Genomic DNA, 25,190 nt, shown 5'->3' with positions numbered 1-25,190 from the left:
CTGCCATGCAGAAGGTCCGAAGAGGATTGCACATGCAGGACTCGTACCCCTACCTTGTGGCACATGCAGTCCTACACCATCGGACAGGCGGCCCGCCTGCTGGGCGTCAGCCCGGACACCGCGCGCCGCTGGGCGGACGCCGGCCGGGTCGTGACCCATCGCGACGAGTCCGGCCGTCGCCTGATCAACGGCCGCGATCTGGCCGCATTCTCCGTCGAGGTGGGCCAGGGCGCCCACAGCGAGGACGGAGAGCCGTACACCTCGGCGCGCAACGCCTTCCCCGGCATCGTCACGGCCGTCACGCTCGGCGACGTGGCCGCGCAGGTCGAGATCCAGGCGGGTCCCCACCGGCTGGTCTCGCTGCTCACCCGTGAGGCGGTCGAGGAGCTCGGGCTGGAGGTCGGAATGCAGGCCACCGCCCGCGTGAAGTCCACCAGCGTGCACATCGACCGCACCTGAGCCGCCCGGCCGGGCGGACGTCCCCGCTCCGGCGTCCGCACCGTCCGCCGCTGCGACCGCGCGCCGCCCCCGCGCCACCCGCTCAGCACCCACCGAACGTCCCCACCCGCTCCGCCCGTCACCGGCGCGGGTCACCACCGCGCGGAACCGGCACCGGGCCGGCCGCCGACCCGACCGAGGAGCACCCGCTCATGTCCGTGGCCCCGAACCGCCGCCGCACCGCTGCCGCCGCCCTCACCACCGCCCTGCTCCTGCCGCTGACCGCGTGCGGCAGCGACGGGAAGCCCGCCACCGGCTCCTCCGCGAGCGCCCCGGTCCCGTCGTCCGCCGAGCCCGGGGCCGCGAAGCTGACGGTCCTCGCCGCTTCCTCCCTCACCGAGGTCTTCAGGACCGCCGGGACCGCGTACGAGAAGGCCCACCCGGGGACGAAGGTCACCTTCTCCTTCGCCGGCTCGCAGGAGCTCGCCGCGCAGGTGAAGCAGGGCGCGCCGGCCGACGTCCTGGTCACCGCCGACACCAAGACGATGGACGGCCTGAAGGCCGAGACCGGCGAGGCGAAGGTGATCGCCAAGAACCGCCTGGTCATCGCGGCCGGCCAGGGCAACCCGTTCAAGATCGACGAGCTGAAGGACCTCGCCGACACCAAGGTCAAGGTGGTACTGGCCGCTCCCGAGGTCCCCGTCGGCCGGTACAGCAAGGAGATCCTGGACAAGCAGGGCGTCACGGTGAGGCCCGTATCCCAGGAGCCGAACGTGCGCGCCGTGCTGAGCAAGGTCGAGCTGGGCGAGGCCGACGCGGGCCTCGTCTACAGGACCGACTCCGCCAAGTCCGGGGACAAGGTCGTGGCCGTCGAGATCCCGGACGAGCAGAACGCCGTCGCCGCCTACCCCGCGGCCACGCTGAAGCAGTCCAGGAACGCCGATGCCGCCGCCGCGTTCGTGGCCTGGCTGAGCGCCCCCGAGGCGCAGAAGATCCTCCGGGACGCGGGCTTCCAGCAGGCCTGACGTCCCCGGGGCGCACACCGAGGGGGGTGCCCGGTCCGGGGGACGGGCCGCCGCTCCGGTACGTGCACGCCAGGGCCACCGCCACCGGCCCGCCCGGCCAGGCCCCCGCCCCGCCCCCGCCCCGCCGCGTCCCGCCCGCCCCCGGCCGCGTCCCGCCCCGGTGGCCACCGGCCGCCGTACGCTGCTGCCCGCCGCCGTCGCCTCCCCCGCCAGGAAACCCGCATGAGCAGAATCCGCACCCGCACCCGGCCCCCCGTGACCCTCGCGCTGCCCGCGCTGCTCGCCGTCGCGTTCCTGCTGCTGCCGCTGATCGGCATCCTCGTCCGCACCCGGTGGAGCGAACTCGGCACCCACCTCACCAGCCCGGGGGTGGTGGAGGCCCTGCGGCTGTCGCTGCTGGTGTCGTCGTGGGCCCTCGTCCTGTCGCTCCTCCTCGGCGTACCGCTCGCCTGGCTGCTGGCCCGCGTGGAGTTCAAGGGCAAGGCGCTGGTGCGTTCGCTCGTCCTGCTCCCGATGGTGCTGCCGCCGACCGTCGGCGGTGTGGCCCTGCTGCTCGGCTTCGGCCGCCGGGGGCTGCTCGGGCCCTGGCTGGAGGAGACCTTCGGGATCACCCTGCCCTTCCACACGTCGGGCGCCGTCCTCGCGGCCACCTTCGTGGCCATGCCCTTCCTCGTCATCAGCCTGGAGGGCGCCCTCGGCGGCCTGCGGCAGAGCTACGAGGAGACCGCCGCCTCCCTCGGCGCCCCGCCGGTGCGGGTGTTCTTCACGGTGACCCTGCCGATGGTGGCCCCGGGGCTGGTCGCGGGCGCCGCGCTCACCTGGGCCCGCGCGCTCGGCGAGTTCGGTGCGACCATCACCTTCGCGGGGAACCTGCCGGGCACCACCCAGACCCTGCCGCTCCAGGTGTACCTGCTGCTCCAGGACCGGCCCGAAGCGGCCACCTCGGTGTCGCTGCTGCTCCTCGCGATCGCGATGGGCGTACTGATCGCCCTGCGCGGCCGGTGGACGGGTACCCCCGTCGCCCGCGGGGGCGCGGCTCCGCCCCCGGTGGCGGACGAAGCGCCCGGACCCCATCCCGCCGACGCCCCCGCTCCGGCCGGACACGGCCCCCGGCAAACGCTCCCGGACCGCGGCCACTGGCCCCTGCACGCCACCGTCACCGGCTTCAACCAGCTCGTCCTCGACGCCGAACCCGGCACCACCATCGCGGTCGTCGGCGAGAACGGCGCGGGCAAGACCACCCTGCTGCGCGCCCTGCTCGGCCTGACGCCCCGCGCGCACGCCGAGCTCCGGCTCGGCGACACCGACGTCACGGCGCTGCCTCCGCACCGGCGCCAGGTGGCCTGGGTCCCGCAGGACGGGGCCCTGTTCCCGCACCTCACCGCCGAGGCCAACACCGCGTACGGGCTGCGCGCCCGCCGGGTACCGCGGGCCGAGGCCCGCCGCGAGGCACGCGCCTGGCTGGACCGGCTCGGTGTCGGCCACCTCGCCCACCGCAAGCCCGCCCAGCTCTCCGGCGGCCAGGCCCAGCGCGTGGCACTGGCCCGGGCGCTGGCCGCCCGGCCCCGGCTGCTCCTGCTGGACGAGCCCCTCGCCGCCCTCGACCAGACCACGCGGGCGCACGTCCGGCACACGCTGCGCACGCACCTGGCCGGCTTCGGCGGGGTCTGCCTCATCGTGACCCACGACCCCGTCGAGGCGGTCTCGCTCGCCGACCGGGTCCTCGTACTCGCCGACGGCCGCACCCTCCAGGACGCGCCGCCCTCCGAGGTGACCCGGCACCCCCGCTCCCCCTGGGTGGCCCGCATGCTGGGGCGCAACGCCTGGTCCGGCACCGCCTCGGCAGAGGGCCTGGCCCTGGCCGGCGGGGGGCGGCTGGTGGTCGCCGAGGCCCTGCCCGAGGGTGCCGAGGCGCTCGCGATCATCGCCCCGGAGGCGGTGTCGGTCCACCGGAACCGCCCGGACGGCAGCCCTCGCAACGTCTGGCCGGGCACCGTACGGGAGATCACCGCGGTCGGCAGCCGTCTGCGCGTCCTGGTGGCCTCCGCCCGGGCACCCGACCTGGTCGCGGAGATCACTCCGGAGGCGGCCGCCGAGCTGGGCATCGTCGACGGCGCCGAGGTGTGGACCAGCGTGAAGGCCACCGAGGTCACGCTCGTGCGCCTCTAGGGGGTGTCCTTCCGGCCGGGCCGGGGCAGGCCCCTGGGCCGGGCGCTGGGAATCGCTTGGACCCGGCTGCCGGGCTGGCATATGTTCTCCGGTGCCTGCGTGTGCCAGCGGGCACCATTGCGCAGGTCACACGTCCCGTGGGGGGTACCACCGTCATGTCCTTCAGCACGCCCGGCTCACCGCCGCCACCCCAGGGCCCCGTCCCCGGGCCGTACGCCGCCCAGCCGTCGCCGCCCGGCCACCCGCCGTACGGCGCGGCTCCCTACGGCGGGGCCCCGTACGGCACTGCGCCCTACCCCGCCGCGCCGTCCCCCGGCCAGCCCGTGCTGCCGGGCCGGTCGGTGTGGACCGGTCAGCCGGAGCCCCTCCCGCCGCGGCCCGCCGACGTGCTGCGCTCGCCGCAGGGCCTGGCGACCGCCCTGACCGTGCTGCTGTCGGTCTCGGCCGTCATCGACCTCGGATCGGCAGCTGCCAGTGCGTACGGCCTGTCCCTGATGAAGGACGTCATCGCGCATCCCGGCAGGGTCGACGACGGCGCCCTCGCCCAGGCCGACGTCCTGAACGGCGTCGCCGGTGTCCTCCAGGTCCTGCTGCTGCTCGCCACGGCGGTCGTCTTCATCATCTGGTTCCACCGGGTCCGCTGCAACGGGGACATCTTCCGCGGCGACGTCTTCACGCAGAGCCGCGGGTGGGCCATCGGCGGCTGGTTCATCCCCGTCGCCAACCTGTTCCTGCCCTTCCGGACGGCGAAGCAGATCTGGAGGGCCAGCACCCAGCTGGGGCCCGACGGCGCGCACCGCCCCGTGTCGACCGCGCCCGTCACCGCCTGGTGGCTGGTGTGGGTGCTGTCGCAGATCCTCGGCCGGGTCTTCAGCAAGGTGTACATGGCCGCCGAGAGTCCCGAGGAGCTGAGGGACGCCTACGCCCTCGGCATCGCCAGCGACCTGGTCAACGTCGTCGCGGCCGTGCTCGCCCTGCTCTTCGTGCGCAAGCTCACGGCCCTGCAGAACACCCAGGCCGCGCAGGGCCCGTACGCCGCGGTCTGACGCTCACCCGGCGGCGACGGCCGATCCCGCCGCGACGGGGACCGCGGGGGCGGCGGCGAACTCGCACCACACGCATTTGCCGCCGCCCCTGGGCTCCACGCCCCAGGCGTCCGCGAGCTGCTCGACCAGCATGAGCCCGCGCCCGGACACCGCCCAGTCGCCCGCCTCGCGCCGCTGCGGGAGCGCGCTGCTGGAGTCCTCGACCTCGATGCGGACCCGGCCCTCGCCGGTGAGCCGCATGCTCACCTCGCCGGCGCCGTCGGTGTGGACCAGGGCGTTGGTCATCAGCTCGTCCGCCGCCAGTTCGATCTCGTCGGCCCGGTCCGCGGCGCCCCAGGCGGCCACGGCCGCCCGGATCAGGTGCCGGGCCGACGCGGGGGCCTCCGGGTCCCCGGGTTCCAGCCGGTGGTGCAGCGGGCCGCCGCCGCGCGCCACCGGGGTGCCCCGGCGGCGCAGCAGGAGCAGGGCCATGTCGTCCCCGCCGCCCGAGTCCCCGATCAGGTCGCACAGCACGTCGGCGAGTTCCTCGACGTCGACGGGGCCGTCTCGGACGGCTTCCATGAACTCCCGCAGGCCCGTGTCGGAGTCGGCGCCGGGCCGTTCGACGAGGCCGTCCGTGCACAGCAGCAGGGTGTCGCCGGGGTGCAGTTCGAGGCTGGTCACGGGATAGCCGGAGCCGGTGCCCGGCCGCTCGCGCGGGGGCAGGCCCAGCGGGAGGCCGCCCGCGACCTGGATCCGGTGGCAGCTGCCGTCGCCGCGCCGGACGACGGGGTCGAGGTGGCCGGCGCGGACCATGCGCAGCATCCCGGTGCTGAGGTCGACTTCGGCGTACGTGCAGGTGGCGAAGCGTTCCGTGTCCAGGTCGCGCAGGAAGGCCGAGGCCCTCTCCATGGCCGCACCGGGAGTGTGCCCCTCGGCGACGTAGGCGCGCAGCACGATCCGCAGCTGGCCCATGACGGCCGCGGCGTCCGTGTCGTGGCCCTCCACGTCGCCGATCATGACCCCGACCCGGCCCTCGCCGAGCGGGACCACGTCGTACCAGTCGCCGCCGATGTCCCGCCCCATCCGGGCGGCCCGGTACCGTACCGCGATCCGCGCGCCCGCCACTTCCGGGATCCGGCGCGGCAGCATGGCCCGCTGGAGCCCTTCGGCCAGGTCGTGCTCCTGCTCGAAGAGGATGGCGCGCTGGAGGCTCTGCGCGATGCCGCTGCCCAGTGCCATCAGCAGGTTGCGCTCCTCGGCGTTGAAATCCCCGTCCCGCTTGTAGAGCAGCCCGAGGGCGCCCACGGGACGGCCCTGGGCGATCAGCGGAAGGTAGACCCCGCTGCGGACGGACAGCGGCTCGATGTAGGGCCACAGCTGCGGGTAGCCCTGCTCGAACTCCTCGCGCGAGGAGAGGTAGACCGGCTGCATGGTCCGTACGGCCTCGCTCATCGGGAGCTGCGCGTCGATCCGCGTGTACTCGATCTCGGGGACGTACGAGCCGAGCTGTCCCTCCGCGACCAGGTGGATGCGGCCGCCGTCGACCACGCCCAGCATCACGCTGACCGCTCCGAGGTGTCCGAGGGCCGCGGGGTCCTTGAGGACGTCGGTGACGTCGTTGACGGTGCGGGCGTGGGCGAGGATGGCGGTGGTCCGCTCGACGACGCCGGTCATCCGCCGCCGGTCGTCCTCCTGGGCGCCTCCCGCTCCCGGTTCGGCGGGATCGTGGGCGGCGTCCCGGAGGATCCCGATGACGCGGTACGGGCGCCCCCGCGGGTCCCGCAGGATGTGCCCCTGGACGTGCAGCCAGGACCTGGTTCCGTCCCGCCCGCGGGACCTGACGTAGGCCCCGTAGTGGCTGTGCCCGTCCTTGAGCGCCTGTGCGACCCGGGCGTCGAGCCGGGCCTCCTCGGCGGGGCCGAGGCGGATCCGCAGTCCGGCGGGGGTCCCGTCGAACTCCTCCGGGCGCAGGTCGAGGACCTCGAGGGCGGTGGGATCCAGGTGCATCCGGCCGCCGTCGAGGTCCCAGTCGAAGGTGCCCATGCGGTTGAGCGCGAGGCTCGTGTCCGGGCGCGCGGGCCAGTCGACCTCGGGGTGCGATCCCCAGTGGGCCATGCAGCCAGGGTCTCACTCTCCCCCGCCCGTGTCCCCGCGGGCGCGGGGACGGTGCTGCGGGTCGGGCCGGATCAGCCCCGGGCGTCCGCCCTGCAGCTCCCGGGCGATCTCCGCGTTGGACAGGCCGCGTCCGACCGCCAGGGCCACCGCGCGTTGGCGCGCGGGCGCCGGCTCGTGTCCGGGAATCCACGCGGGCCTCGGCCGTGGACGGCCCTCCCGCCGCGGACCGGATACTTGAGTACGACCACCGGGCGACCAAAGGACGATCCCGGGCCCGGCCCCGCCCGCCTACGGTCGGAGCATGACGTCAACTCACCCGAAATCCCCGCTGAAGACCGTGTCGGGTCTGCTCTCCTTCGTCCGCTTCCTCGTCCCCGGGGGCTACGAGGTCTACGGCTACGTCGTCATGCTCGCGCTCGGCCTCGCGGTGGGGGCGGCGGGCGACGCACTGGGCCGGCGTGCGCGGTAGCGCGGCTCAGGCCGGGCCGGCCGCGGCCGTCACGGCGAGGGTGACGGCGAGGGTGACGGCGACGGTTCCGGTGCCGGGACGACCCGCGGAACGGGCGGCGAGGAGACCGGGGACTCCGGCGGGGACTCCGGGGCCGCGGAGGGCGGCACGGGGCTCTCGATGGAGGGCGGCGCCGGGGACGGGGGCTCCGGGGACGGGGGCTCCGGGGACGGCGGCGGGGACGGGGGCTCCGGAGGCGGCGGCGGGGACGGGGGCTCCGGAGGCGGTACGGACCCGTCCGAGGGCGGCGCGGAGGACTCGCCCGACGGGGTCGACGGCGACGGGGAGGACGGGGTCGGGGAGGACGGTGTCGCGGAGGAGGGGGTCGGGGACCGGGACCCGGACGGCGTGCCCGAGTCGGTCACGGACGGCGAGGCCGTGCGCGACTCCGACGGCGTGGGCGCCGACGGGTGCGTGGAGGACGGGTGCGGGAAGGACGGGGGCAGCGACGACGGGGGCGGGACCACCGGCGGCGGCACGGGCCTGTCGTTCTTGCCGTGGTGGTCGCCGCGGTCGCGCTCGTACCACCGGCCGCCCCGGGGGTCGTAGATGACGAACTTGTTGACGACGGTCACCGACGGGGCGATGACCACCACCCGCGACGGCTGGTACGAACGCCACGGCTGCCCGGTCCGCTTCGCGTCGGCCTGCAGCGGCACGGCCACGCCCAGCGGGTTCCCGCACGCGCAGCGCACCCGCGGCACGCCCCGGTCGTCCACCAGGACGGCGGTACCGGCCTGGAGCACCGCCTGGTAGCTGGTGGCCCTGCCGTCCCGGTAGCCGTGGTTCGTGACCCGGGTGTCCATCCGCAGCTGGACCGGGGTGAGCGAGCGGAGGTAGCCGGGGACGGCCGCCGGCTGGATGCCGAGGGCCGAGGCGAAGGCGCTGTTCTTCGAGGGCTGTCCGGTCAGCACCTTGATCTGCTTCTCCACGTCGCAGCTGGCGACGGACCTGGTGCCGCCGTACACGCCGGGCGAGGCCCCGCTGACGCTGCGGGTGCCCGTGGCGCCGGTCGGGGGCCCGGTGGGGGCAGTGGGGCTGGTGGTGCCCGTGGTTCCGGTGGGTGTGGGAGCCGGTGGTACGGGCTGGGCCGCCGCAGTGGACTCGGTGAACGGGTCGGGCCCGGCATCGGCGGCCGGCTGGAGGAAGACCTCCTGGCCGGAGGTTCCGCTGGGTCGGGTCAGCACCACGGCCAGGGCCACCACCGCCGCCAGGGCGACGAGGGCCGTGGCCATGCGGGGCACGGAGCGCCACCAGGGCCTCCGGGCCGGTGGGCCCCCCGCGGGCGGCCCACCCGAACCACCCGAACCACCGGGACCGCCCGCTCCGCCGCCGGGCGGTGCCGGAGGCGGCGCAGCGGGCGGGGGCTCCCCCTTTCCGCCCGAGAGCGGGCCGGAGGGAGGACCGGAGGGAGGACGGGACGGCGGGCCGGCACGCGGGCCCGTGGGGGCCTCGGTCGGACGCTCGGACCGCGGCGGCTTGTGATCGGGCTGCTCGGGCTGCATGGTCACGGGCTCTTCTTCCCAGACGGAGGAGTTCCGGTCCCGGGTGGACGCTCCGCCCTCACCGCACGGAAATATCCGGATTTCTTGCACTCTTGCGGACCATTGTGTGCGCCGTCCGGGTGGTGGCCGCAAGCGGAGGCTGCCACCGTTGCAGGGTGAGCCGTACGCCGACCGCACCGTCGCCCGGAGGAACCGGACAGGCATGGCGTGACGCCCTCGTCTCCGTCGTCGCGGGTTTCGCGGTGATGGCCGTGCTCGCGGCGGCCGGACTCGCCTGCGCCGGGGCCGGTGACCTGCCGGACGGCGCCTTCCCCCATGTGGTCGCCGCCGTGGTCGTGATGGCCGCCGGCGGCTCCGTCGAGGTCTCGGGCGGCGCGGGATTCCTGGCGGAGGCGGACGCGAGCCTGTCCTTGCTGCCCCTTTCGGTGAGCCTGTCCGGAGCCCTCGTGACCGGCCGTTGCTTCCTGCGCCCCTTTCGCATCCGGGCGGTGGCCCGTCCGGGTGAACTGGCGGCCAGGGCCACGCCCCTGGTGCTGATGTGGCTCCTCGCACTCACCGCGACCGGGCTCCTCGCCCGCCGGACCTTCGGCGTCTCCACCGGGGACTCCCCCGTGGGGGAGATCGGCGAACTCCTCGACTCCGCCCCCACCGTGGGCTTCCGGACGGACCTGCCCGCCACGCTGCTGTTCGGACTGCTGTGGATCCTCGGCCTGTTGCTGGTCGTCCTGCTCACCTCCCGGCGGGCGCCGCCCCCCGCGGTCCTGGTCCGCTTCCACTCGGCCGTGCGTCCGGCGGCCTCCGCCACCCTGGCCCTGCTGCTCGCGTACGTGGTCCTCGGCCTCGGAGCCGGCCTGGTGGTGGCGGCCACGCAGGGCCACGGCGCACGGACCCTGGCCGTGCTCCTGCTCGGGCTGCCCAACCTGGCCTGGCTCGCGTTCACGCTGGGCTTCGGCGGCGCCTGGGAGGGGAAGGTCGACGGGCCGTTCGGGCTGCCCATGCCCCGGTTGCTGGACGAGGTGCTCCGCGGGTCCGAGCGGTCCACGGTCGACGTGGCCGGCCTGGCGGAGCGGGACGCGCGGGCCTGGTGGCTGGTGGCGGTGGCGGCCGTCCTGCTGCTGGGCGCGGGGGTGGCCGCGGCCGTACGCTCCCCCGCCCACGTCCGGCCCTGGCAGCACGCTCTCCACCTGGGCGTGGCCCTGGCCCTCGCCACCGTGGCGGTCTGTCTGCTGGCGCGCGTCCAGGCGCAGGTCGGCCTCTCGCTGCTGGGCATCGGCGCCGTGGACGGCCTCGGCGGCACGGTCGAGCTCACCGCGGTCCTGTGGCGCACGGTGGGCCTCGCGTTCGGCTGGGGCGCGGTCTCCGGGTTCCTGGGCGCCCTGCTGGCCCGGCCGTTCCCCCGCAGGGGACGCGTCGGCGGACCCGCCCCGCACTGACCCCGCCGCCGGCCGGGAGCGGTTTCACGGCCACCCCGACCCGCATCACCGACCCGCCCGGGGACCGCCTACCCGGGCGGGTCGGTGATGCGGGTCGGGTCGCGCCCGGTGGATCCGGTGGTCCCCTCGGGCAGGACGTCGAGCTGCGCCTGGAGGGAGTCCGCCCGCGGGTCCTGGCCCCGGGGGGAGTCGGCCCGCGCGTCCGTTCCGGGCGGCTGGGGCGGTGCGGACCCGGGCCCCGGCCCCTCGGCGACGGCATAGGTCGCCAGGCTGCTCCCGTCGCCGTAGAGCCAGCGCCCGCCGGACTCGTCGTACAGCCAGACGGACTCCCCGTCGACGACGACCCCGGCCCGCAGTCCCCGTACGGTGCGCCGGAAGGCGTCGGTGTCCACCCGCCCCGAGGCGAGTTCCCCGGCGGCGCGCTGGTAGCGCTCCAGGGCCTCTGCGCTCTGGACGAGCAGTGGCCGGGGGTCCTCGGCCCGTGCGGGGGCCGCGCCGCCGGCCGTCGGCGGCGGCTGCGGTACGGAGACCAGCAGCCGGCCGTCCACCCAGGCCGACCATCCGTTGGAGCAGAGGATCTGTGCCCATTCCCCGGTCCGGGCGATCAGTTGCACGGGCAGGAAGGGATCCAGGGGCGCGGTCGGCCGTGAGACGTCGGGGGCCTCCCAGGCGGGCAGTCCTTCCTGGGGGACGACGTGGGTGGGCCGGAAGTCATCCACCTCCCCGCCGGACTCCACCAGGCTGCTCATCAGGCCTGCTTCCGCATGATCACCGGCTCGTGGCGGCGCAGCAGCCGGATGACGAGGAAGCCGAACAGCACGGACAGGACCACGAGCATCCCGACGTCCAGCAGCCACACCCCGGCGCTGTGCGCGAAGAGCGGGTCGTCGGTGAGGGTACCGGGCACCAGGGCGCCGAGGTCGACGGTGCCCGCCATGGCGCCCAGGGCCCAGCGCGACGGCACGAGCCAGGCCAGCTGCCCGAGCACCGGTGCCCCGTCCAGGGGGAGGAGCGCGCCGCAGAAGACCACCTGCACGATCGCGAGGAGGACGAGCAGCGGCATGGTGACCTCCTCCTTGCCGACGAGTGCGGAGACCAGCAGGCCGAGCATCATCGCGGTGAACGCCAGCAGCGCGACGACGACGGTGATCTCGGCCAGGGGCGGCAGGAAGACCCCCCGGCCACCGGGGGCGCTCAGGTCGACGCCGAAGAGGCCGACCTGGGTCAGCACCACGGCCTGGGCGGTCGTGATGGCGCCCAGCACGACGACCTTGGACATCAGATAGGCCGAGCGCGACAGTCCCACGGCGCGTTCGCGCCGGTAGATGGTCCTCTCCTTGACCAGTTCGCGCACGGCGTTGGCCGCCCCGGTCAGCACGCCTCCGACGCACAGGATGAGCAGGGCGTTCATCGCCGTGTCCCGGGTGAGCACGCTGCCGGCGAGGGCGCGGGTCATGGCGCCCATGACGAAGGGCAGCGCGACCATGATGGCGAGGAAGGTCCGGTCCGCGCTGAGCGCGGACGCGTACCGGCGGATCAGGGTGGAGAGCTGGGAGCCCCAGCTCTGGGCCTTGGGCGGAGCGGCGAAGGCGGGCTGCTGCGCCCGGTCGGCTCCGGTGCGCGGGAGCCGTCCGGAGACGTCCGCGTAGGTCCGGTGGAGCGGTGAGGCGGCGTACTCCCCGGCCCAGTCGCGGTCCTGCTGGTTCTCGAAGGCTTCGAAGGCCTCGGGCCACTGGGTGAAGCCGAAGAAGCCGAGCGTCTCGCCGGGCGGGCCGAAGTAGGCGATGCGCCCGCCCGGTGCGAGGACCAGCAGGCGGTCGCAGACGTCCAGGCTGAGCACGCTGTGGGTGACCACGATGACCGTGCGCCCGTCGTCGGCGAGCCCGCGGAGCATGTGCATGACCGAGCGGTCCATGCCGGGGTCGAGTCCGGAGGTGGGCTCGTCGAGGAAGAGCAGGGAGGGTTTGGTGAGCAGTTCCAGGGCGACGGAGACGCGTTTGCGCTGGCCGCCGGAGAGGCTGTGGATGGCCTGGTCGGCGCGCTGGCGCAGGCCGAGTTCCGTGATGACCTCGTCCACCCGGGCCTCGCGTTCGGCCTTGGCGGTGTCCTGCGGGAAGCGCAGTTCGGCCGCGTAGGTGAGGGCGCGCTTGACGGTGAGCTGGGCGTGCAGGATGTCGTCCTGCGGGACGAGGCCGATCCTGCCGCGCAGCTCGGCGTAGTCGCGGTAGAGGTCGCGGCCGCCGTAGAGCACGGCGCCGTGGTCGGCGGGACGCAGTCCGGTGAGCGCGCCGAGGAGGGTGGACTTGCCCGCTCCGCTGGGGCCCACGACGGCGAGCAGGCATTTGGCGCCGACGGGGAAGGAGACGTGGTCGAGGAGGGTCTTGCGGCCGCGGTCGACGGCGACGGTGAGGTCCTGGACGTCGAGCGAGACCTCGCCGGTGTCCGCGTACCCCTGGAGCTGTTCCCCGGCGAGGCAGAAGGCCCAGTGACCGATGCCGACGATGTCACCTTCGGCGACGGGGGCGTCCCGCTGGACGGGGGCGCCGTTGAGGTACGTGCCGTTGTGGCTGGCGAGGTCGACGATCTCGTGGGTGCCGTCGGCGCGGGTCCGCAGTTCGGCGTGGTGCCGGGAGACGACCAGGTCGTCGATGACGAGGTCGTTGTCGAGGGCGCGGCCGATGCGTACGACGGTCCGTTCGGCCAGGGCGCTGACGGTGGTCGGCCGGCGGAACGGGCCGGACAGGTCGGGACGGGGCATCCGGGACGGCGCGGCGGCCTCCGGGCGGGGAGCCGCCGGGTAGCGCTGCGAGCTGGGTGCGGCGTCGAGGAGGAGGGCGCGCGGCCCGTCCGAGGGGCTGCCGAAGCGGAGTTCGCTGCCGGCGCCGACGCTCCACTCGTGGACGCGGTGGCCGTCGGCCCAGGTGCCGTTGGTGCTGTTCTCGTCCTCGACCGTCCAGTGGTCGCCGTCGGGGCGCAGGACGGCGTGGTGCCAGGAGACGCGGTCGTCGTCGAGGCAGATCTCGCAGTGGGGGTCGCGGCCGACGTGGTACACCCGGCCCGGGCTCATCGCGGTGCAGCCTCGGTCGGTCTCCAGGACGAGCTCGGGTGCGGTCGGCACACCGGGGCGCAGGACCATGAGCAGATTTTCCCACGTTCTGGCCGACGCGGCACCGGACAGACATCGTCGCAGGTCAGAGGCGTCTTATGGGTAATGACAACGGTCCCCGTTGCAGCCTTTGCCGATCTCGCCGCGGTGCGCTTCACTTCACGCGACGGACCGGACAGACGGGCCCGAACGGACGGGGGACGCCATGAGCGGGCACGACCACGGCAAGGACAGCGGCGGCGCGGACGGCAGGCACGGGCCGGGCGGTCACGACCACGGGCACGGACCCGGAGGGCACAGTCACGGCCTCTCCGCGGACGCCGACCGGCGGTGGCTGGCGATCGCGCTCGGCCTGATCACCTCGTTCATGGCCGTCGAGGTGGTCATCGGCGTGATCGCCAACTCCCTGGCCCTGATCTCCGACGCGGCCCACATGATGACCGACGCCGTCTCGATCGTGCTGGCTCTGATCGCGATGCGGCTGGCCACCCGCCCCGCCCGCGGCGGCTTCACGTACGGCCTCAAGCGGGCGGAGATACTCTCCGCCCAGGCCAACGGCCTGACCCTGCTCCTGCTGGCGGTCTGGCTGGCGTACGAGGCGGTCCGGCGGCTGATGGACCCGCCCCCCGTGGAGGGGGGCCTGGTCGTGGTGACGGCGCTCGCGGGCATCGCCGTGAACGTGGCCGCGGCCTGGTGCATCTCCCGGGCGAACCGGTCCTCCCTCGCCGTCGAGGGCGCCTACCAGCACATCCTGAACGACCTCTTCGCGTTCATCGGGACGGCCGTCGCCGGTCTGATCGTGCTCACCACCGGCTTCCGGCAGGCCGACGCGATCGCCACGCTCGTGGTGGTGGCGCTGATGGTGAAGGCGGGCTACGGCCTGCTGCGGGAGTCCGGCCGGATCCTCCTGGAGGCCGCCCCGGCCCATGTGGACCCGGATGCGGTGGGCGACCGGCTCGTCGGCCACCCGCCGGTCACCGAGGTCCACGACCTGCACATATGGACGATCACCTCCGGGCAGGCCGCGCTCTCCGCGCACGTGCTCGTGGAACCGGCGGGCGACTGCCACGCGGTGCGCCGCGACCTGGAGCAACTTCTGGCCAAGGAGTACGGGATCACGCACACCACCCTCCAGGTGGACCACGCGCAGGACTCCCTGCTGACCGTCGGCCGCGTGGGCGGGGGCTCCGGCGGAGAGGATCCCCTGCACTGCGCGGACGCCCACGGTCCGGTCCACCGACAGGGCCCGCACGCCCACTGAACGGCCCCGCTCCGATCACTGACCGGCGCGCGTGCGGGGCATAGATGGACCCATGACGCGCAAACGCAGTGCCGGCCTGCTCCTCTTCCGCCGGACCGGCGAGGACTCCGGTCCCGTAGGGGAGGCCGGTCCGGACGGGGGAGCCGGTCCCGGCGTGGAGGTCCTGCTCGGTCACATGGGCGGCCCGCTCTGGGCGGGCCGCGACACCGGCGGCTGGGCCATCCCGAAGGGCGAGTACGGGCCGGACGAGACGCCTCGGGACGCGGCCCGCCGGGAGTTCACCGAGGAGATCGGGCTGCCGCCGCCGGACGGCGACTACCTACCGCTGGGCGAGGTGCGGCTGGCCAGCGGGAAGCTGGTGACGATCTGGGCCGTGGAGGCGGACCTGGACCCCGCGCTGATGGTGCCCGGGACCTTCACCATGGAGTGGCCGCCGCACTCCGGAAACGTACAGGAGTTCCCCGAACTGGACCGGGTGGCCTGGTTCACCCCGCCGGTGGCCAGAATCAAGGTGATGCCACCTCAGATTCCCTTCCTGGAAAGGCTGTTGGACCTCCTGAAGGGTTGACCCGACCGTGACTTGCCAAGCGGCCCCGGCCGCGTGGACATTACACACATGACGAACGTCGTGCTGGTGGGAACCCTGGACACCAAGGGTGTGGAGTACGGCTGGCTGCGCGAGCGACTGCGGCGTGCCGGCGTCGAAGTGGTACTGGTCGACACAGGAATCATGGGTGAACCCCGGGTGCCCGCGGATGTACCGCGGGACGCGGTCGCCCGGGCAGCGGGAACGGAACTGTCGGAACTACGCGCGGCCGCCGACCGGGGCGCGGCCGTGACCGCGATGGCCAGGGGCGCGGAGGCCACCCTGTTGCGCCTGCACGCCGAAGGACGGCTGCACGGGGTGCTCGCGATCGGCGGCAGCGGCGGCACCTCCATCGCCACCCGGGCGATGCGGGCCCTGCCGCTGGGCGTACCGAAACTCATGGTCTCGTCCATGGCGTCCGGGGACGTCTCCCCGTACGTCGGCTCCGCGGACATCACGATGATGTACAGCGTCGTGGACGTCGCGGGGATCAACAGCATCTCCGAACCGGTCCTGGTGAACGCGGTCGAGGCGGTGGCCGGCATGGCCAGGGCCTTCGAACGCTCGGGCCTGGATCCGCGCCGCGCTCCCCGGCTGGGCGCCGGCGTCCGGCCGCTGGTCGCGGCGAGCATGGCGGGCGTGACCACGACCGGTGTGGACGCGGCGCGGGAGCGGCTGACCGGGCTGGGGTACGAGGTGCTGGTCTTCCACGTCAGCGGAGCCGGCGGCCGCACCCTGGAGACCCTGGCCGGCCAGGGCGTCTTCGCGGGCGTGCTCGACCTGACGCTCAGCGAGCTCGCCGACGAGCAGTGCGGCGGGATCCTCACCGCGGGCCCCGACCGGCTCAGCGCGGCCGGGCGCGCGGGGATCCCTCAGGTGGTGAGCCTGGGGGCGCTGGACATGGTGAAGTTCGGCCCGTTCGAGACCCTGCCCGAGCGGGTGCGCTACCGGCGCGTCCACGTGCACAACCCGTCCATCACGGTGATCCGGACGACGGAGGCCGAGTGCGCCGAGCTGGGCCGCAGCGTGGCGGCGAAACTGCGGGAGTCGACCGGGCCCACGGCCGTCTGCGTTCCGCTCCGTGGACTGTCCACGCTCGGTGTTCCGGGCGGGCCCTACCATGACCCCGACGCGGACCAGGCCCTGTTCTCGGCGCTGCGCGAAGGATTGCGGGGCAGCGCCGCCCGGCTCTACGACTACGACACCCACATCAACGACCCGGCCTTCGGCCGGGCGGCGGCCGACCGGCTGCACGCCATGATCGGAGCGGTTTCGGCCGCCGCCTGAGACACCCCCCGCGGCAGGGAACCGGCCGTGGCGGAAATCGTGTCCCACGGGGTGGCCGGTCACGGACCGGCCGTACTTGGGGCACGGTGGCGCCACGGCAGGGGGGCGGGAACGATGGACGGCACGCGGACGGCATGGTCGGTCCCCGGTTACACGGAGATCAGAGAACTCGGCTCGGGAGGCAGCGGCCGCGTGGTGCTCGCCGTCCACGACGGCACGGGCACGGCGGTCGCGGTGAAATACCTCAGCGACCGGCTGCGCGAGGACCCGGCCTTCGTGGGCGGGTTCCGGGCCGAGGCCCGCCTGCTCGGCGGGCTGCGGTCGCCGTACGTGGTGGGGCTGTACGAGTACGTGGAGGCGCCCGGCGGCGCGGCCATCGTGATGGAGCTGGTGGACGGCATCTCCCTGCGCGCGCTCCTGAAGCGTTCCGGGCGGGCCGACGCCGAGGCCGCGCTGGTGGTGCTGAAGGGCTCCCTCCTGGGGCTGGCCGCCGCGCACCGGGCCGGGGTCGTCCACCGGGACTACAAGCCGGAGAACGTGCTGGTCTCCGCCGACGGCTCGTCGAAGCTGGTGGACTTCGGCATCGCGGTGGACCGCGGTGCCACCCCGGGCGTGGCCGGAACCCCCGCCTACATGGCCCCCGAGCAGTGGCAGGGCAGGCCCGCCTCGCCGGCGGCCGACGTGTACGCGGCGACGGCGACCTTCTTCGAGTGCCTGACCGGGCGCAAGCCGTACGACGGGGAGAACTTCGCGGAGCTCGCGGTGCAGCACATCGAGGCGCCGGTGCCGGAGACGGAGGCGCCGGAGCCCGTACGTCCGCTGATCCGGCGGGGGCTGGCCAAGCAGCCCGAGCAGCGGCCGGAGAACGCCGAGGCGTTCGTGGCGGAACTGGAGGGCGTGGCGCTCGCCGCGTACGGGCCCCAGTGGGAGGAGCGCGGCCAGCGCAAGCTGGCGGCGCTGGCCGCACTGCTGCCGCTGCTGTTCCCCTCGGCGGGCGCTGCGGCCGCCGGGACTGCGGACGTGGCCACGACCACGCTGAGCAGCGGCTCGGGCTGGGCGCCCGGCCGGAGCGGCTTGCTGGCGGCCGGGCTGGCGCTGGTGCTGGGGACGGTGCTGCTGGTCACGACGGACGCGATCGGCGCGGCGCCGGGCGGTGCCTCGGCGCTGACCGCGTTCGCCACGACGAGCCCGGCCCCGCCCGGTCCGGCCTCGCCCGCCCCGGCCCCTTCGGCCTCGTCGAGCCCGTCGCCGTCGCCGTCCGCTTCCGCCTCCCCGTCCCCTTCCGCGTCCCCGAGCCCGTCCCCGTCGGCCTCGCCGAGCGCCACCCCGAGCCACACGCCGACGGTCAGCTGGTCGCCCACCCCGAAGCCGACCGTGACGCCCACGCCGACGCCCACCCCGACGTTCAAGGTCACGAAGGTCGACGTCTCGCTGAAGCCGGGGATCCACCGCGGCGACGCGACCGTCTCGGTCGCCACCGAGGGGGCCGGTCCGGTCACCGTCGTCGTGGAGTGGTTCCTCGGCAGTACGCAGGGCGCCCACACCGTGCCCGACGGCACGGACACCCTGGTGATCCCGGCCGGCTCCTCGACCGCGGTCCAGAGCCACGCCTTCACCCGGGGGCGCGGCTGCTACGGCGGGGTCAGGGTCACCACCAGGCCGGCCGCCGGGAACACGTCCGCGTCCGCCTCGCAGCAGCTGGTGCGCTGTCAGGACCAGGAGGTCCCGCGATGAGCGATCCGCGCGCCCCCGAAGGCGACGACTACAGCGCGACCGTCCTCGGCAGCCACTGGTTCACCGGCCCTCCCGAGCCCGCGGAGGTGACGCCCGACCGGGTCGACGGATCCGTGCTCCGGTTCGGGCCCGGCGTCACGGCGGCCATGCCGGCGCCGTTCCCCCTGACCGCCGGCGGCCCGCCGCGGCGGGCGCACCGGGCCGCCGGACTGCGCCGGTACACCCTGGCCGGGGTCGTACTCCTCGCGGTCCTCGCGTACCTCGGCTGGCAGCGGTTCGGGCCCGCCCTGGAGGTCCGGGACGTGGCGGTGACCACGGATGCCGCGGGCCCGCCCTGCGACACGGCGGCCGACGTGGTGGCCGTCGTACGGACCAACGGGCGGCCGGGAACCCTCACGTACCGGTGGCAGCGAAGCGACGGGACGCAGTCGCAGCAGCTGACCGAGCGGGTGCCGCGCGGTCAGCACGAGGCCCGGCTCCACCTGCTGTGGACGTTCAAGGGCGCGGGCACCTACCCGGCGAGGGCCGAGCTCCAGCTGGTCTCACCCGCGGAGCGCACCGCCGCGGTGGAGTTCACGTACCGCTGCCGCCCGTAGGCCCGGACGCCGTCCGGAGCGGCCAGGGGGACGGCAGGCGGATGAAGGCGATCCTGCCGTCGAGATCGAGGAACGCCATGGCGGTGAGCAGCAGCGCCGGCCCCGGGAGGGCAACGTGGCCTCCCGCACGGATGCCGAGTCCGCGCGGGAGGCCCGCAGCCGCTTCGGGGAGTGGCTGCGGGCCGTTCGCGCATCCGTCCCCCGCCGCAACCGGGGGGCGGAGTTCAGAAGCGGGCGTGGGCCGTGATGTCGGCCTCGAACTCGCCCGTCATGGCCGGGGTCACCGTCGGCCGGCACTGCCGGACCGCCGCGAGGTAGTCCTCCGTGGTCGCGCCGAGCTGCGCGGCCGCCGCGCCCCGGGCGCCCACCGCCTCCAGGTCCCGTTCGAAGGACACCTGCGCCGCGATCCGCGCCGCGTGCTCGATGTCGGCCGGGGTGAACAGCTCGGTCGCCGCCACCAGGGCCGTGACGTCGACGTCGGCGCGGCCTGCCGTGTAGCGGGACCAGATCGCTGCGCGCGCCCCGGCGTCCGGGGTCCCGATCGGGATCAGGTAGTCGAAGCGCCCGGGCCGCAGGAAGGCCGGGTCGAGGGAGCGGATGGAGTTGGTGGCGCAGACCAGCAGCCGCTCGTCGCCCTCCCGGAACCCGGGTATCAGCTTCAGCAGTTCGTTCGTGACCCCGTGGATCCCGCCCGGCTGCGCGGGCTCGGTGCGCACCGGTGCGATCTCCTCCACCTCGTCGATGAAGACGAGCACCCGTTCCAGTTCGGCGATCCGGGCGAAGGCGTCGCGCAGCGCGGCGGCGAGGTTGCCCTCGTCCGCGAGGCGGGAGGGCAGCAGTTCCACGAAGGGCCAGCCCAGCCGGGAGGCGATGGCCCGGGCGAAGGTGGTCTTGCCGGTGCCGGGCGGGCCGAAGAGGGTGATGGCGCGCGGTGGCCGCACCCCGTGGGAGGCCGCCCGCTCGGGCTCGGCGAGCGGCAGCACCACGCGCCGTTCGATGAGGTCCTTCTCCTTCTCCATCCCCGCCACCTTGGCCCACAGGTCGTTGGGGAGGAAACGGCCGCCGAGGTCGTCGAGGAGTCCGGCCGCCGGTCCGTGCAGCGGCTCGGTCTTCTCGAAGTAGGCGACGGCCGGCTGGCGGGTGTACCCGGCGTTGAGGAGTCCCTCGCCGAGCATGTCCTCCTCGGGGAGGACGTAGGCGATCCGGCCGACGCGGGCGGCGATGAGCCGCCGCTCCAGCTCGACGAGCAGGGCGCTGGCCAGGCCCCGGCCGCGCCAGCCGGAGGCGATGGCGATCCGCATCACCCAGGCCCGCTCCCCGGTGACGCAGGCCAGGGCGGCGCCGATCGGGACGCCCTGGTGGACGGCGACCACGCAGGGCTGCCGGTCCGTGAGGGCGCTGATGCACTCGGCGAGCGAGAACACCGACTCCTGGCCGAGTTCGGCCGTGGTGTCGATCAGGTGGACCACCGCTGCGAGATCGCTCTCGCGGTAGTCGTGGATGAGCCAGTTCACCGGGTACCGCCCCTCGTTCGTGCTCCTGCGGCGAGGCTAGGGGCGGCAGGGCCGGGCACTCACGCTCCGTCGTGCACAACAGCCATGCCGTAAACCCTCCGTGGCGTCCATAGACTGGTGCCTTCCGCCCGAACGTCAGAGCGAGGACTCCCGCACTTTCATGCTTTGCCACATACCCGCGGCCCGGCGCGGGCTTTTCCTCTGGCTCGTCCCGGTCCTGTGGACCCTGGCGTTCGGTCTGTGGGGGCTGTCCCGGCAGGAGAGCGTGTGGCGGGACGAGGCGGCGACCTGGCAGGTGGCCGGGCGCTCGGCCGGCGAGATCTGGGCCATGCTCGGCCATGTCGACGCCGTCCACGGGCTGTACTACTTGCTGATGCACGGCCTCTTCGAGGTCTTCGGGGCGAGTACGGCGACCCTGCGGCTGCCGTCCGTGCTGGCGGTCGCCGCCGCGTCGGCGTGCGTGGCGCTGGTCGGGGGCCGCCTGGCCGGCTTCTGGGCGGGGCTCGGCGGCGGCCTGGCCCTCGGGCTGCTTCCGGCCGTGCAGTTCTACCTGCAGGAGGGCCGCCCGTACGCTCTGGTCGCCGCCGGGGCCGGACTGTCGACGCTTCTGCTGGTGACCCTCCTGGGCGGCGGGGAGGGCCGCCGGCCCGGGCGGCGGGTCCGGCCGCGCTGGGCGGCGTACGGGTTGACCGTGCTGGTCTGCGCCCTGCTGAACTGGCTGTCGCTGCTGATCCTGCCCGCGCACGCGGCGACCCTGTGGTGGGTGCGGGCCGGGCGCGGGGTGTGGCTGCGCTGGGCCGCGTACGGGGCGGGCGCGGTGGCGGGGGCGCTGCCGCTCGTGCTGTTCAGCCGGCGCCAGGCCGACCAGGTGTCCTGGATCCCGCCGCTGACCTGGCACATGCTGATCGGGCCGGGGATCCTCCTCGGCCTCGGGGCCCTCGGCGCGTGGGCCGACCGGCCGGGTCGCGGCAGGCTCTCGGTGGCGGCGGTGGGGCTGCCCCTGCTGGCGGTGCCGCAGCTCGGGCTGATCGGGCTGTCGCTGGTCCAGCCGCTGTTCCTGGACCGGTACGTGCTGTTCAGCATGCTGGGTCTGGCCCTGCTGGCCGGGGCGGCCCTGGGCGCGGCGGTACGGGCCTGCGCGCCGCGGTTCCCGAGGGCGTCGGCCTTCTTCGTCCCCGGCGTGCTCGGGGTCGCGGCGCTGGCCCTGCTGCCGGTGGAGCTGGCCAAGCGGGCCCCGGCGAGCCGGATCGACGACGTGCTGGCGGCGGCCGGTGAGGTGGCCCGGATGGGCCGGGCGGGGGACGCGGTGCTGTTCGTCCCGGCTGCCCGGCGGGACACGGCGCTGGTCTCCCCCGGCGCCTTCACCGGGCTGGCCGACGTCGCGCTGGCGGAGAGCCCGGTCGCCTCGGCCACCCTCAAGGGCGTGGAGGCCGGCCCGGAGCGGATCCGGGCGGCGCTGCTCGGACAGCGGCGGGTGCTGCTCGTGACCGACGCGGAGAAGGTGGCGAAGCCGCCGTCGGCGGAGCGGGACAAGGCGAAGGCGGCGGTGTTGCGGGAGGGGTTCACGGTGGTGGAGGACCGGCAGGTCCGGGGCCGCCGGGTGACGCTCTACGAGCGGCGCGACCCCGGGTAGAGCGGGTTCCCGCTCGACCCCGGGTTCATCGGGTTCCCGCACCGGGCTTCACAGCGGCACCACGGGATTCACAGCGGATTCATACGGAACCTTGGGCTCCGCACAAAGGTTCGGCGGGCAGGCTCGGATCATGATCCACCGCTCCTTCCCGCACCCCCGCCCGGCCCGCCGCACGCCCGCCCGCGCCCGGCGGACGTCCCGGAGCCTGCTGGCGCTGACCGCGATGGCCGCGCTGGTCAGCGTGGACCTCCCCGACACCGCGGCCGGACAGCCGCTCGGGGTCACGGCGCGCGCCGCGTCCGGCGCCTCGGCCGACCGGGTGGGCGCCCTCTTCGCGGGCGGCCTCGACGGCGGGCACTTCTGCACCGCGGCCGTGGTGCGCAGCGACGACCGCGATGTGATCGCCACCGCCGCGCACTGCCTGGGCAGTCCCGACAGCACCGTCTTCGCACCGGGCTACCGGGACGGCAGCGCCCCGTACGGCACGTGGCGGATCACCGGGGTCCACGTCGCCCGGGGGTGGACCGCGGGCGAGGACCCGGACGACGACATCGCCTTCGCCACGGTGGTTCCGGCGGACGGCGTCCCGGCCGGGGCCGGGCGTGTCGAGGACCTCGTGGGTGGCTTCCCGGTGGCCGCCGGACAGCCCGACGACGCCACGGTCACCGTCATCGGGTACCCGCGCGACGAGGAGACCCCCCTGCGCTGCACCGACACCACCGACCTGTTCTCCGACACCCAGCGGCGGATCGGCTGCCCGGACCTCAGCGGCGGCACCAGCGGGAGCCCCTGGCTGGTCGACGGCGCGCTGGCCGGGGTGCTCGGGGGGCACGAGGGCGGCGGGACCGTGCCGGAGATCTCGTACAGCGCGGTACTGGGAGACCGGGCGGTCGAGCTGTACCGGGAGGCGGCCGAGGCGGGCTGACGCCCGGTCCGGCCGGGGTCGTACGGCCTACCGGGGGCTCGCGGGACTCCCGGCGCTCTCCTCGCTCCCGCCGCTTCCGGCGATCCCGGCGTCCCCACCGCTCGCCTCGCTTGCGGCGGGCACCTCGAACCAGGTCGGCTCGTCCCGCAGCGCCTGGTGGATCCGGTCCAGCGCGAACCGCTCCAGCGGGGGCAGCGCGTCCACCTCGAACCAGGCGACTTCGAGGGACTCGTGGTCGTTGGCCCGCGCCTCGCCGCCCGTCGCCCGGCAGCGGAAGGTGATGTCCTGGAACTGGCAGACGTCGCCGTTGGGGTAGGTGATCGGCGCCAGCATCTGGACGAGGACGACCCGCTCCGGGACGCACCGCACCGCCGTCTCCTCGTACACCTCCCGCACCGCGGTCTCGGCGGGCTGCTCCCCCGGCTCCGCGATCCCGCCGATCACGGACCACCGTCCGGTGTCGGACCGCCGGCCGAGCAGCACCCGGCCCCGGTCGTCGAGGACGATGGCCGTGACGCCGGGCAGCAGGAGCAGCTGGTGGCCGGCGCTCGCACGGATGGCACGGATGAAATCGGGTGTGGTCATCCCCCGACCCTACGAGGCCCCGCGGCCCGACCCCGGCCTCAGGCGGCGCGGCGGGCCCGGATCCGGCGGGTGAGGACCCAGCCGAACCCGGCCGCGGCGGCGACGAGCAGCGCGTACTCCGGCAGGGGCCCGACGATCGTGGCCGGGGTACGCGTGGACCGCAGGGGGATCTCGGCGACCAGCGCGTCCGCGGTGAACAGCTTCGTCTGCTGGACGATCTTCCCGTCGGGGCGGATGACCGCGCTGACCCCGCTGGTGACGGGCACGAGAACGGTCCGGCTGTGCTCGATGGCGCGGATCCGGTCCATGGCGAGCTGCTGGTAGGTCATCTGGGACCGGCCGAACGTGGCGTTGTTGCTGGGGACGGCGATCACCTGGGCCCCGGCCCGGACGGTGGAGCGGACGGCGTCGTCGAAGGCGGCCTCGAAGCAGGTGACCATGCCGACCCGGCTGCCGGCCATGTCGAAGACGCCGGGGTCCTTGCCGGGGCCGAAGTCGCGGCGGACCCGGTCGACGTCGGAGCTGAAGAGCCGCACGACGGAGCGCATCGGGATGCGCTCGCCGAAGGGCTGGATCTTGCGCTTGTCGTAGGTCTCGGTGGGACCCTTGGCGGGGTCCCAGAGGATCATGGTGTTGCGCAGCGGTCCGGATTCCGGCACGAGGACGGAGCCGACCGCCACGGGCACGCCGATGGCTTCGACCGCCGCGTCGATGGCGGCGTAGGCGTCCGCTTCGGTGTACGGGTCGAGGTCGGAGGAGTTCTCCGGCCAGAGGACGAAGTCCGGCCTTCGGGCCCCGGCCGCGACCTCGTCGGCGAGCTGCCGGGTGCGCAGGGCGTGGTTGTCGAGGACCTGGCGGCGCTGGGAGTTGAAGTCGAGGCCGAGGCGGGGCACGTTGCCCTGGATGACGGCGGCCACGGCAGTGCCGTCCTCGGCCGCGTCGGAGACCAGGGGGCGGGCGGCGAGGCCCGCAAGGACGGGTGCGCCGACGGTGAGCACGGCCAGGGCCGCGGTGGCACGGCGCGGGTGGCTCCGGGCGATCCGCACCACCTCGTACAGGCCGAATCCGCACAGGGCCACGGCGAAGGAGAGCACGGGAGTGCCGCCCAGGGCGGCGAGCGGGGCGAAGACGCCGTCGGCCTGGCCGAAGGCGAGCTTGCCCCAGGGGAACCCGCCGAAGGGTGCCCGGGAGCGCACCGCCTCGCCCGCGACCCAGACGGCGGCAGCGAACAGGGGCCACGCGGGGAGCCGGCTGACGAGGGCGATGCCGAGCCCGGTGAGGCCGATGAACAGGGCCTCGACGGCGGCCAGCGCCAGCCAGGGCACCGGGCCGACCTCCTCGCCCGTCCACACGAGGAGCGGCAGCAGGAACCCCAGCCCGGCGAGGAGCCCGATGCCGAACCCGGCTCGGGCGCGGCGGCCGTGCAGGCATCCCGCAAGCAGGGCGAGGGCGAAGGGCGCCAGCCACCACAGGGGGCGGGGCGGGAAGCTGAGGTACAGCAGCACGCCGGCCACGGCGGCGAGGGCGGCCCGGAACCAGAACGCCGGCCGCGTGTCCTTGCGGGGAGGCGCGATGCCGGTGGTTCCGGGGCCCGCTCCGCTCCGGTCTGCGGGCCGCGCGGGCCGGTCGGGCTGCGCGTTCCGGTCTGCGGGCTGCGCGGGCTCGTTTCCGGCGGCGCGGGTGGCACTGCTGCTCATCTGGCGGAGTGTACGTCCCCGCACGCCGGGACCCGGTAAGGCCCT

The 25,190-nt window shown here is 74.7% G+C and carries 20 protein-coding genes; 13 read left to right on the top strand and 7 right to left on the bottom strand.

The annotated features are described in order from the left end of the window. Positions 1-63: 63 nt before the first annotated feature. The 4 genes from ACFWUZ_RS05015 to ACFWUZ_RS05000 all read left to right on the top strand — a co-directional run bounded on the left by ACFWUZ_RS05015 (position 64) and on the right by ACFWUZ_RS05000 (position 4,678). The gene (locus ACFWUZ_RS05015; RefSeq protein ID WP_384367169.1) at positions 64-459 is read left to right on the top strand and encodes a molybdopterin-binding protein; all 396 of its coding nucleotides are present in this window, start codon (positions 64-66) and stop codon (positions 457-459) included. 191 nt (positions 460-650) lie between these two features. Continuing rightward, the gene (modA, locus tag ACFWUZ_RS05010) at positions 651-1,463 is read left to right on the top strand and encodes a molybdate ABC transporter substrate-binding protein (protein ID WP_384367166.1); all 813 of its coding nucleotides are present in this window, start codon (positions 651-653) and stop codon (positions 1,461-1,463) included. Between the two features lie 222 nt (positions 1,464-1,685). Further along, positions 1,686-3,632, top strand: a complete 1,947-nt coding sequence (locus tag ACFWUZ_RS05005; RefSeq protein WP_384367163.1) for an ABC transporter permease — start codon at positions 1,686-1,688, stop codon at positions 3,630-3,632. A gap of 155 nt (positions 3,633-3,787) precedes the next feature. After that, positions 3,788-4,678 (top strand): DUF4328 domain-containing protein, encoded by an 891-nt coding sequence (locus ACFWUZ_RS05000; RefSeq protein WP_384367160.1) that lies wholly within the window; start codon positions 3,788-3,790, stop codon positions 4,676-4,678. 3 nt (positions 4,679-4,681) lie between these two features. On the opposite strand, the gene ACFWUZ_RS04995 is transcribed toward ACFWUZ_RS05000, so the two are convergent. Beyond that, a complete protein-coding gene (locus ACFWUZ_RS04995; RefSeq protein WP_384367157.1) occupies positions 4,682-6,775 on the bottom strand; it encodes a SpoIIE family protein phosphatase in 2,094 nt (697 codons plus the stop codon). Between the two features lie 301 nt (positions 6,776-7,076). Here ACFWUZ_RS04995 and ACFWUZ_RS04990 point away from each other — a divergent pair, with 301 nt between their 5' ends. Beyond that, on the top strand, positions 7,077-7,244 hold the full coding sequence (locus ACFWUZ_RS04990; protein WP_384367154.1) for a hypothetical protein: 168 nt from the start codon (positions 7,077-7,079) through the stop codon (positions 7,242-7,244). 29 nt (positions 7,245-7,273) lie between these two features. On the opposite strand, the gene ACFWUZ_RS04985 is transcribed toward ACFWUZ_RS04990, so the two are convergent. Beyond that, positions 7,274-8,788 (bottom strand): DUF6777 domain-containing protein, encoded by a 1,515-nt coding sequence (locus ACFWUZ_RS04985; protein ID WP_384367286.1) that lies wholly within the window; start codon positions 8,786-8,788, stop codon positions 7,274-7,276. Between the two features lie 155 nt (positions 8,789-8,943). Between ACFWUZ_RS04985 and ACFWUZ_RS04980 the strand changes: the two genes are divergently transcribed. Next, positions 8,944-10,221 carry a streptophobe family protein gene (locus tag ACFWUZ_RS04980; RefSeq protein ID WP_384367151.1) on the top strand — a complete coding sequence of 426 codons (1,278 nt, stop codon included), beginning with the start codon at positions 8,944-8,946 and terminating at the stop codon, positions 10,219-10,221. Between the two features lie 68 nt (positions 10,222-10,289). On the opposite strand, the gene ACFWUZ_RS04975 is transcribed toward ACFWUZ_RS04980, so the two are convergent. Together ACFWUZ_RS04975 and ACFWUZ_RS04970 are read right to left on the bottom strand one after the other, a co-directional pair. Beyond that, complete coding sequence (locus ACFWUZ_RS04975; RefSeq protein ID WP_384367148.1) at positions 10,290-10,970, bottom strand: hypothetical protein; 681 nt, start codon at positions 10,968-10,970, stop codon at positions 10,290-10,292. Further along, the gene (locus tag ACFWUZ_RS04970; RefSeq protein ID WP_384367145.1) at positions 10,970-13,357 is read right to left on the bottom strand and encodes an FHA domain-containing protein; all 2,388 of its coding nucleotides are present in this window, start codon (positions 13,355-13,357) and stop codon (positions 10,970-10,972) included. Before ACFWUZ_RS04970 ends, ACFWUZ_RS04975 begins: the two co-directional genes overlap by 1 nt. A 175-nt stretch (positions 13,358-13,532) precedes the next feature. Between ACFWUZ_RS04970 and ACFWUZ_RS04965 the strand changes: the two genes are divergently transcribed. From ACFWUZ_RS04965 to ACFWUZ_RS04945, 5 genes are all read left to right on the top strand, one after another. Continuing rightward, positions 13,533-14,588 (top strand): cation diffusion facilitator family transporter, encoded by a 1,056-nt coding sequence (locus ACFWUZ_RS04965; RefSeq protein WP_384367142.1) that lies wholly within the window; start codon positions 13,533-13,535, stop codon positions 14,586-14,588. Between the two features lie 52 nt (positions 14,589-14,640). Beyond that, positions 14,641-15,156: an NUDIX domain-containing protein gene (locus tag ACFWUZ_RS04960; protein ID WP_384367139.1), complete on the top strand. Its 516-nt coding sequence runs from the start codon at positions 14,641-14,643 to the stop codon at positions 15,154-15,156. A gap of 48 nt (positions 15,157-15,204) precedes the next feature. Further along, a complete protein-coding gene (locus ACFWUZ_RS04955) occupies positions 15,205-16,461 on the top strand; it encodes a Tm-1-like ATP-binding domain-containing protein (RefSeq protein WP_384367136.1) in 1,257 nt (418 codons plus the stop codon). Positions 16,462-16,575: 114 nt separating this feature from the next. Next, positions 16,576-18,195, top strand: coding sequence for a serine/threonine-protein kinase (locus ACFWUZ_RS04950; protein WP_384367133.1), 1,620 nt, complete (start codon positions 16,576-16,578; stop codon positions 18,193-18,195). Beyond that, positions 18,192-18,791, top strand: a complete 600-nt coding sequence (locus ACFWUZ_RS04945) for a hypothetical protein (protein WP_384367130.1) — start codon at positions 18,192-18,194, stop codon at positions 18,789-18,791. The genes ACFWUZ_RS04950 and ACFWUZ_RS04945 overlap by 4 nt, the downstream gene beginning before the upstream one ends. A 224-nt stretch (positions 18,792-19,015) precedes the next feature. Here ACFWUZ_RS04945 and ACFWUZ_RS04940 read toward each other — a convergent pair whose 3' ends face one another. Next, on the bottom strand, positions 19,016-20,305 hold the full coding sequence (locus ACFWUZ_RS04940) for an ATP-binding protein (RefSeq protein WP_384367127.1): 1,290 nt from the start codon (positions 20,303-20,305) through the stop codon (positions 19,016-19,018). A 160-nt stretch (positions 20,306-20,465) separates the two neighbouring features. Here ACFWUZ_RS04940 and ACFWUZ_RS04935 point away from each other — a divergent pair, with 160 nt between their 5' ends. Further along, positions 20,466-21,938 (top strand): hypothetical protein, encoded by a 1,473-nt coding sequence (locus ACFWUZ_RS04935; RefSeq protein ID WP_384367124.1) that lies wholly within the window; start codon positions 20,466-20,468, stop codon positions 21,936-21,938. A 130-nt stretch (positions 21,939-22,068) separates the two neighbouring features. After that, positions 22,069-22,863 carry a trypsin-like serine peptidase gene (locus ACFWUZ_RS04930; protein WP_384367121.1) on the top strand — a complete coding sequence of 265 codons (795 nt, stop codon included), beginning with the start codon at positions 22,069-22,071 and terminating at the stop codon, positions 22,861-22,863. A gap of 27 nt (positions 22,864-22,890) precedes the next feature. Here ACFWUZ_RS04930 and ACFWUZ_RS04925 read toward each other — a convergent pair whose 3' ends face one another. Together ACFWUZ_RS04925 and lnt are read right to left on the bottom strand one after the other, a co-directional pair. After that, entirely contained in the window at positions 22,891-23,448 is a 558-nt protein-coding gene (locus ACFWUZ_RS04925) for an NUDIX domain-containing protein (RefSeq protein WP_384367119.1), read from the bottom strand. A gap of 38 nt (positions 23,449-23,486) precedes the next feature. Then, positions 23,487-25,145 (bottom strand): apolipoprotein N-acyltransferase, encoded by a 1,659-nt coding sequence (gene lnt / locus ACFWUZ_RS04920; protein WP_384367116.1) that lies wholly within the window; start codon positions 25,143-25,145, stop codon positions 23,487-23,489. Positions 25,146-25,190: the final 45 nt, after the last annotated feature.

Source organism: Streptomyces sp. NPDC058646, assembly GCF_042716875.1.
GTDB lineage: Bacteria > Actinomycetota > Actinomycetes > Streptomycetales > Streptomycetaceae > Streptomyces.
This window is presented reverse-complemented; position numbering and strand designations above follow the sequence as displayed.

Bases quoted from the DNA above. Each gene is read 5' to 3' on its own strand.
- ACFWUZ_RS05015 (WP_384367169.1), top strand. From the start codon at position 64: ATGCAGTCCTACACCATCGGACAGGCGGCCCGCCTGCTGGGCGTCAGC.
- modA (WP_384367166.1), top strand. From the start codon at position 651: ATGTCCGTGGCCCCGAACCGCCGCCGCACCGCTGCCGCCGCCCTCACC.
- ACFWUZ_RS05005 (WP_384367163.1), top strand. From the start codon at position 1,686: ATGAGCAGAATCCGCACCCGCACCCGGCCCCCCGTGACCCTCGCGCTG.
- ACFWUZ_RS05000 (WP_384367160.1), top strand. From the start codon at position 3,788: ATGTCCTTCAGCACGCCCGGCTCACCGCCGCCACCCCAGGGCCCCGTC.
- ACFWUZ_RS04995 (WP_384367157.1), bottom strand. From the start codon at position 6,775: ATGGCCCACTGGGGATCGCACCCCGAGGTCGACTGGCCCGCGCGCCCG.
- ACFWUZ_RS04990 (WP_384367154.1), top strand. From the start codon at position 7,077: ATGACGTCAACTCACCCGAAATCCCCGCTGAAGACCGTGTCGGGTCTG.
- ACFWUZ_RS04985 (WP_384367286.1), bottom strand. From the start codon at position 8,788: ATGCAGCCCGAGCAGCCCGATCACAAGCCGCCGCGGTCCGAGCGTCCG.
- ACFWUZ_RS04975 (WP_384367148.1), bottom strand. From the start codon at position 10,970: ATGAGCAGCCTGGTGGAGTCCGGCGGGGAGGTGGATGACTTCCGGCCC.
- ACFWUZ_RS04970 (WP_384367145.1), bottom strand. From the start codon at position 13,357: ATGGTCCTGCGCCCCGGTGTGCCGACCGCACCCGAGCTCGTCCTGGAG.
- ACFWUZ_RS04965 (WP_384367142.1), top strand. From the start codon at position 13,533: ATGAGCGGGCACGACCACGGCAAGGACAGCGGCGGCGCGGACGGCAGG.
- ACFWUZ_RS04960 (WP_384367139.1), top strand. From the start codon at position 14,641: ATGACGCGCAAACGCAGTGCCGGCCTGCTCCTCTTCCGCCGGACCGGC.
- ACFWUZ_RS04955 (WP_384367136.1), top strand. From the start codon at position 15,205: ATGACGAACGTCGTGCTGGTGGGAACCCTGGACACCAAGGGTGTGGAG.
- ACFWUZ_RS04950 (WP_384367133.1), top strand. From the start codon at position 16,576: ATGGACGGCACGCGGACGGCATGGTCGGTCCCCGGTTACACGGAGATC.
- ACFWUZ_RS04945 (WP_384367130.1), top strand. From the start codon at position 18,192: ATGAGCGATCCGCGCGCCCCCGAAGGCGACGACTACAGCGCGACCGTC.
- ACFWUZ_RS04935 (WP_384367124.1), top strand. From the start codon at position 20,466: ATGCTTTGCCACATACCCGCGGCCCGGCGCGGGCTTTTCCTCTGGCTC.
- ACFWUZ_RS04930 (WP_384367121.1), top strand. From the start codon at position 22,069: ATGATCCACCGCTCCTTCCCGCACCCCCGCCCGGCCCGCCGCACGCCC.
- ACFWUZ_RS04925 (WP_384367119.1), bottom strand. From the start codon at position 23,448: ATGACCACACCCGATTTCATCCGTGCCATCCGTGCGAGCGCCGGCCAC.
- lnt (WP_384367116.1), bottom strand. From the start codon at position 25,145: ATGAGCAGCAGTGCCACCCGCGCCGCCGGAAACGAGCCCGCGCAGCCC.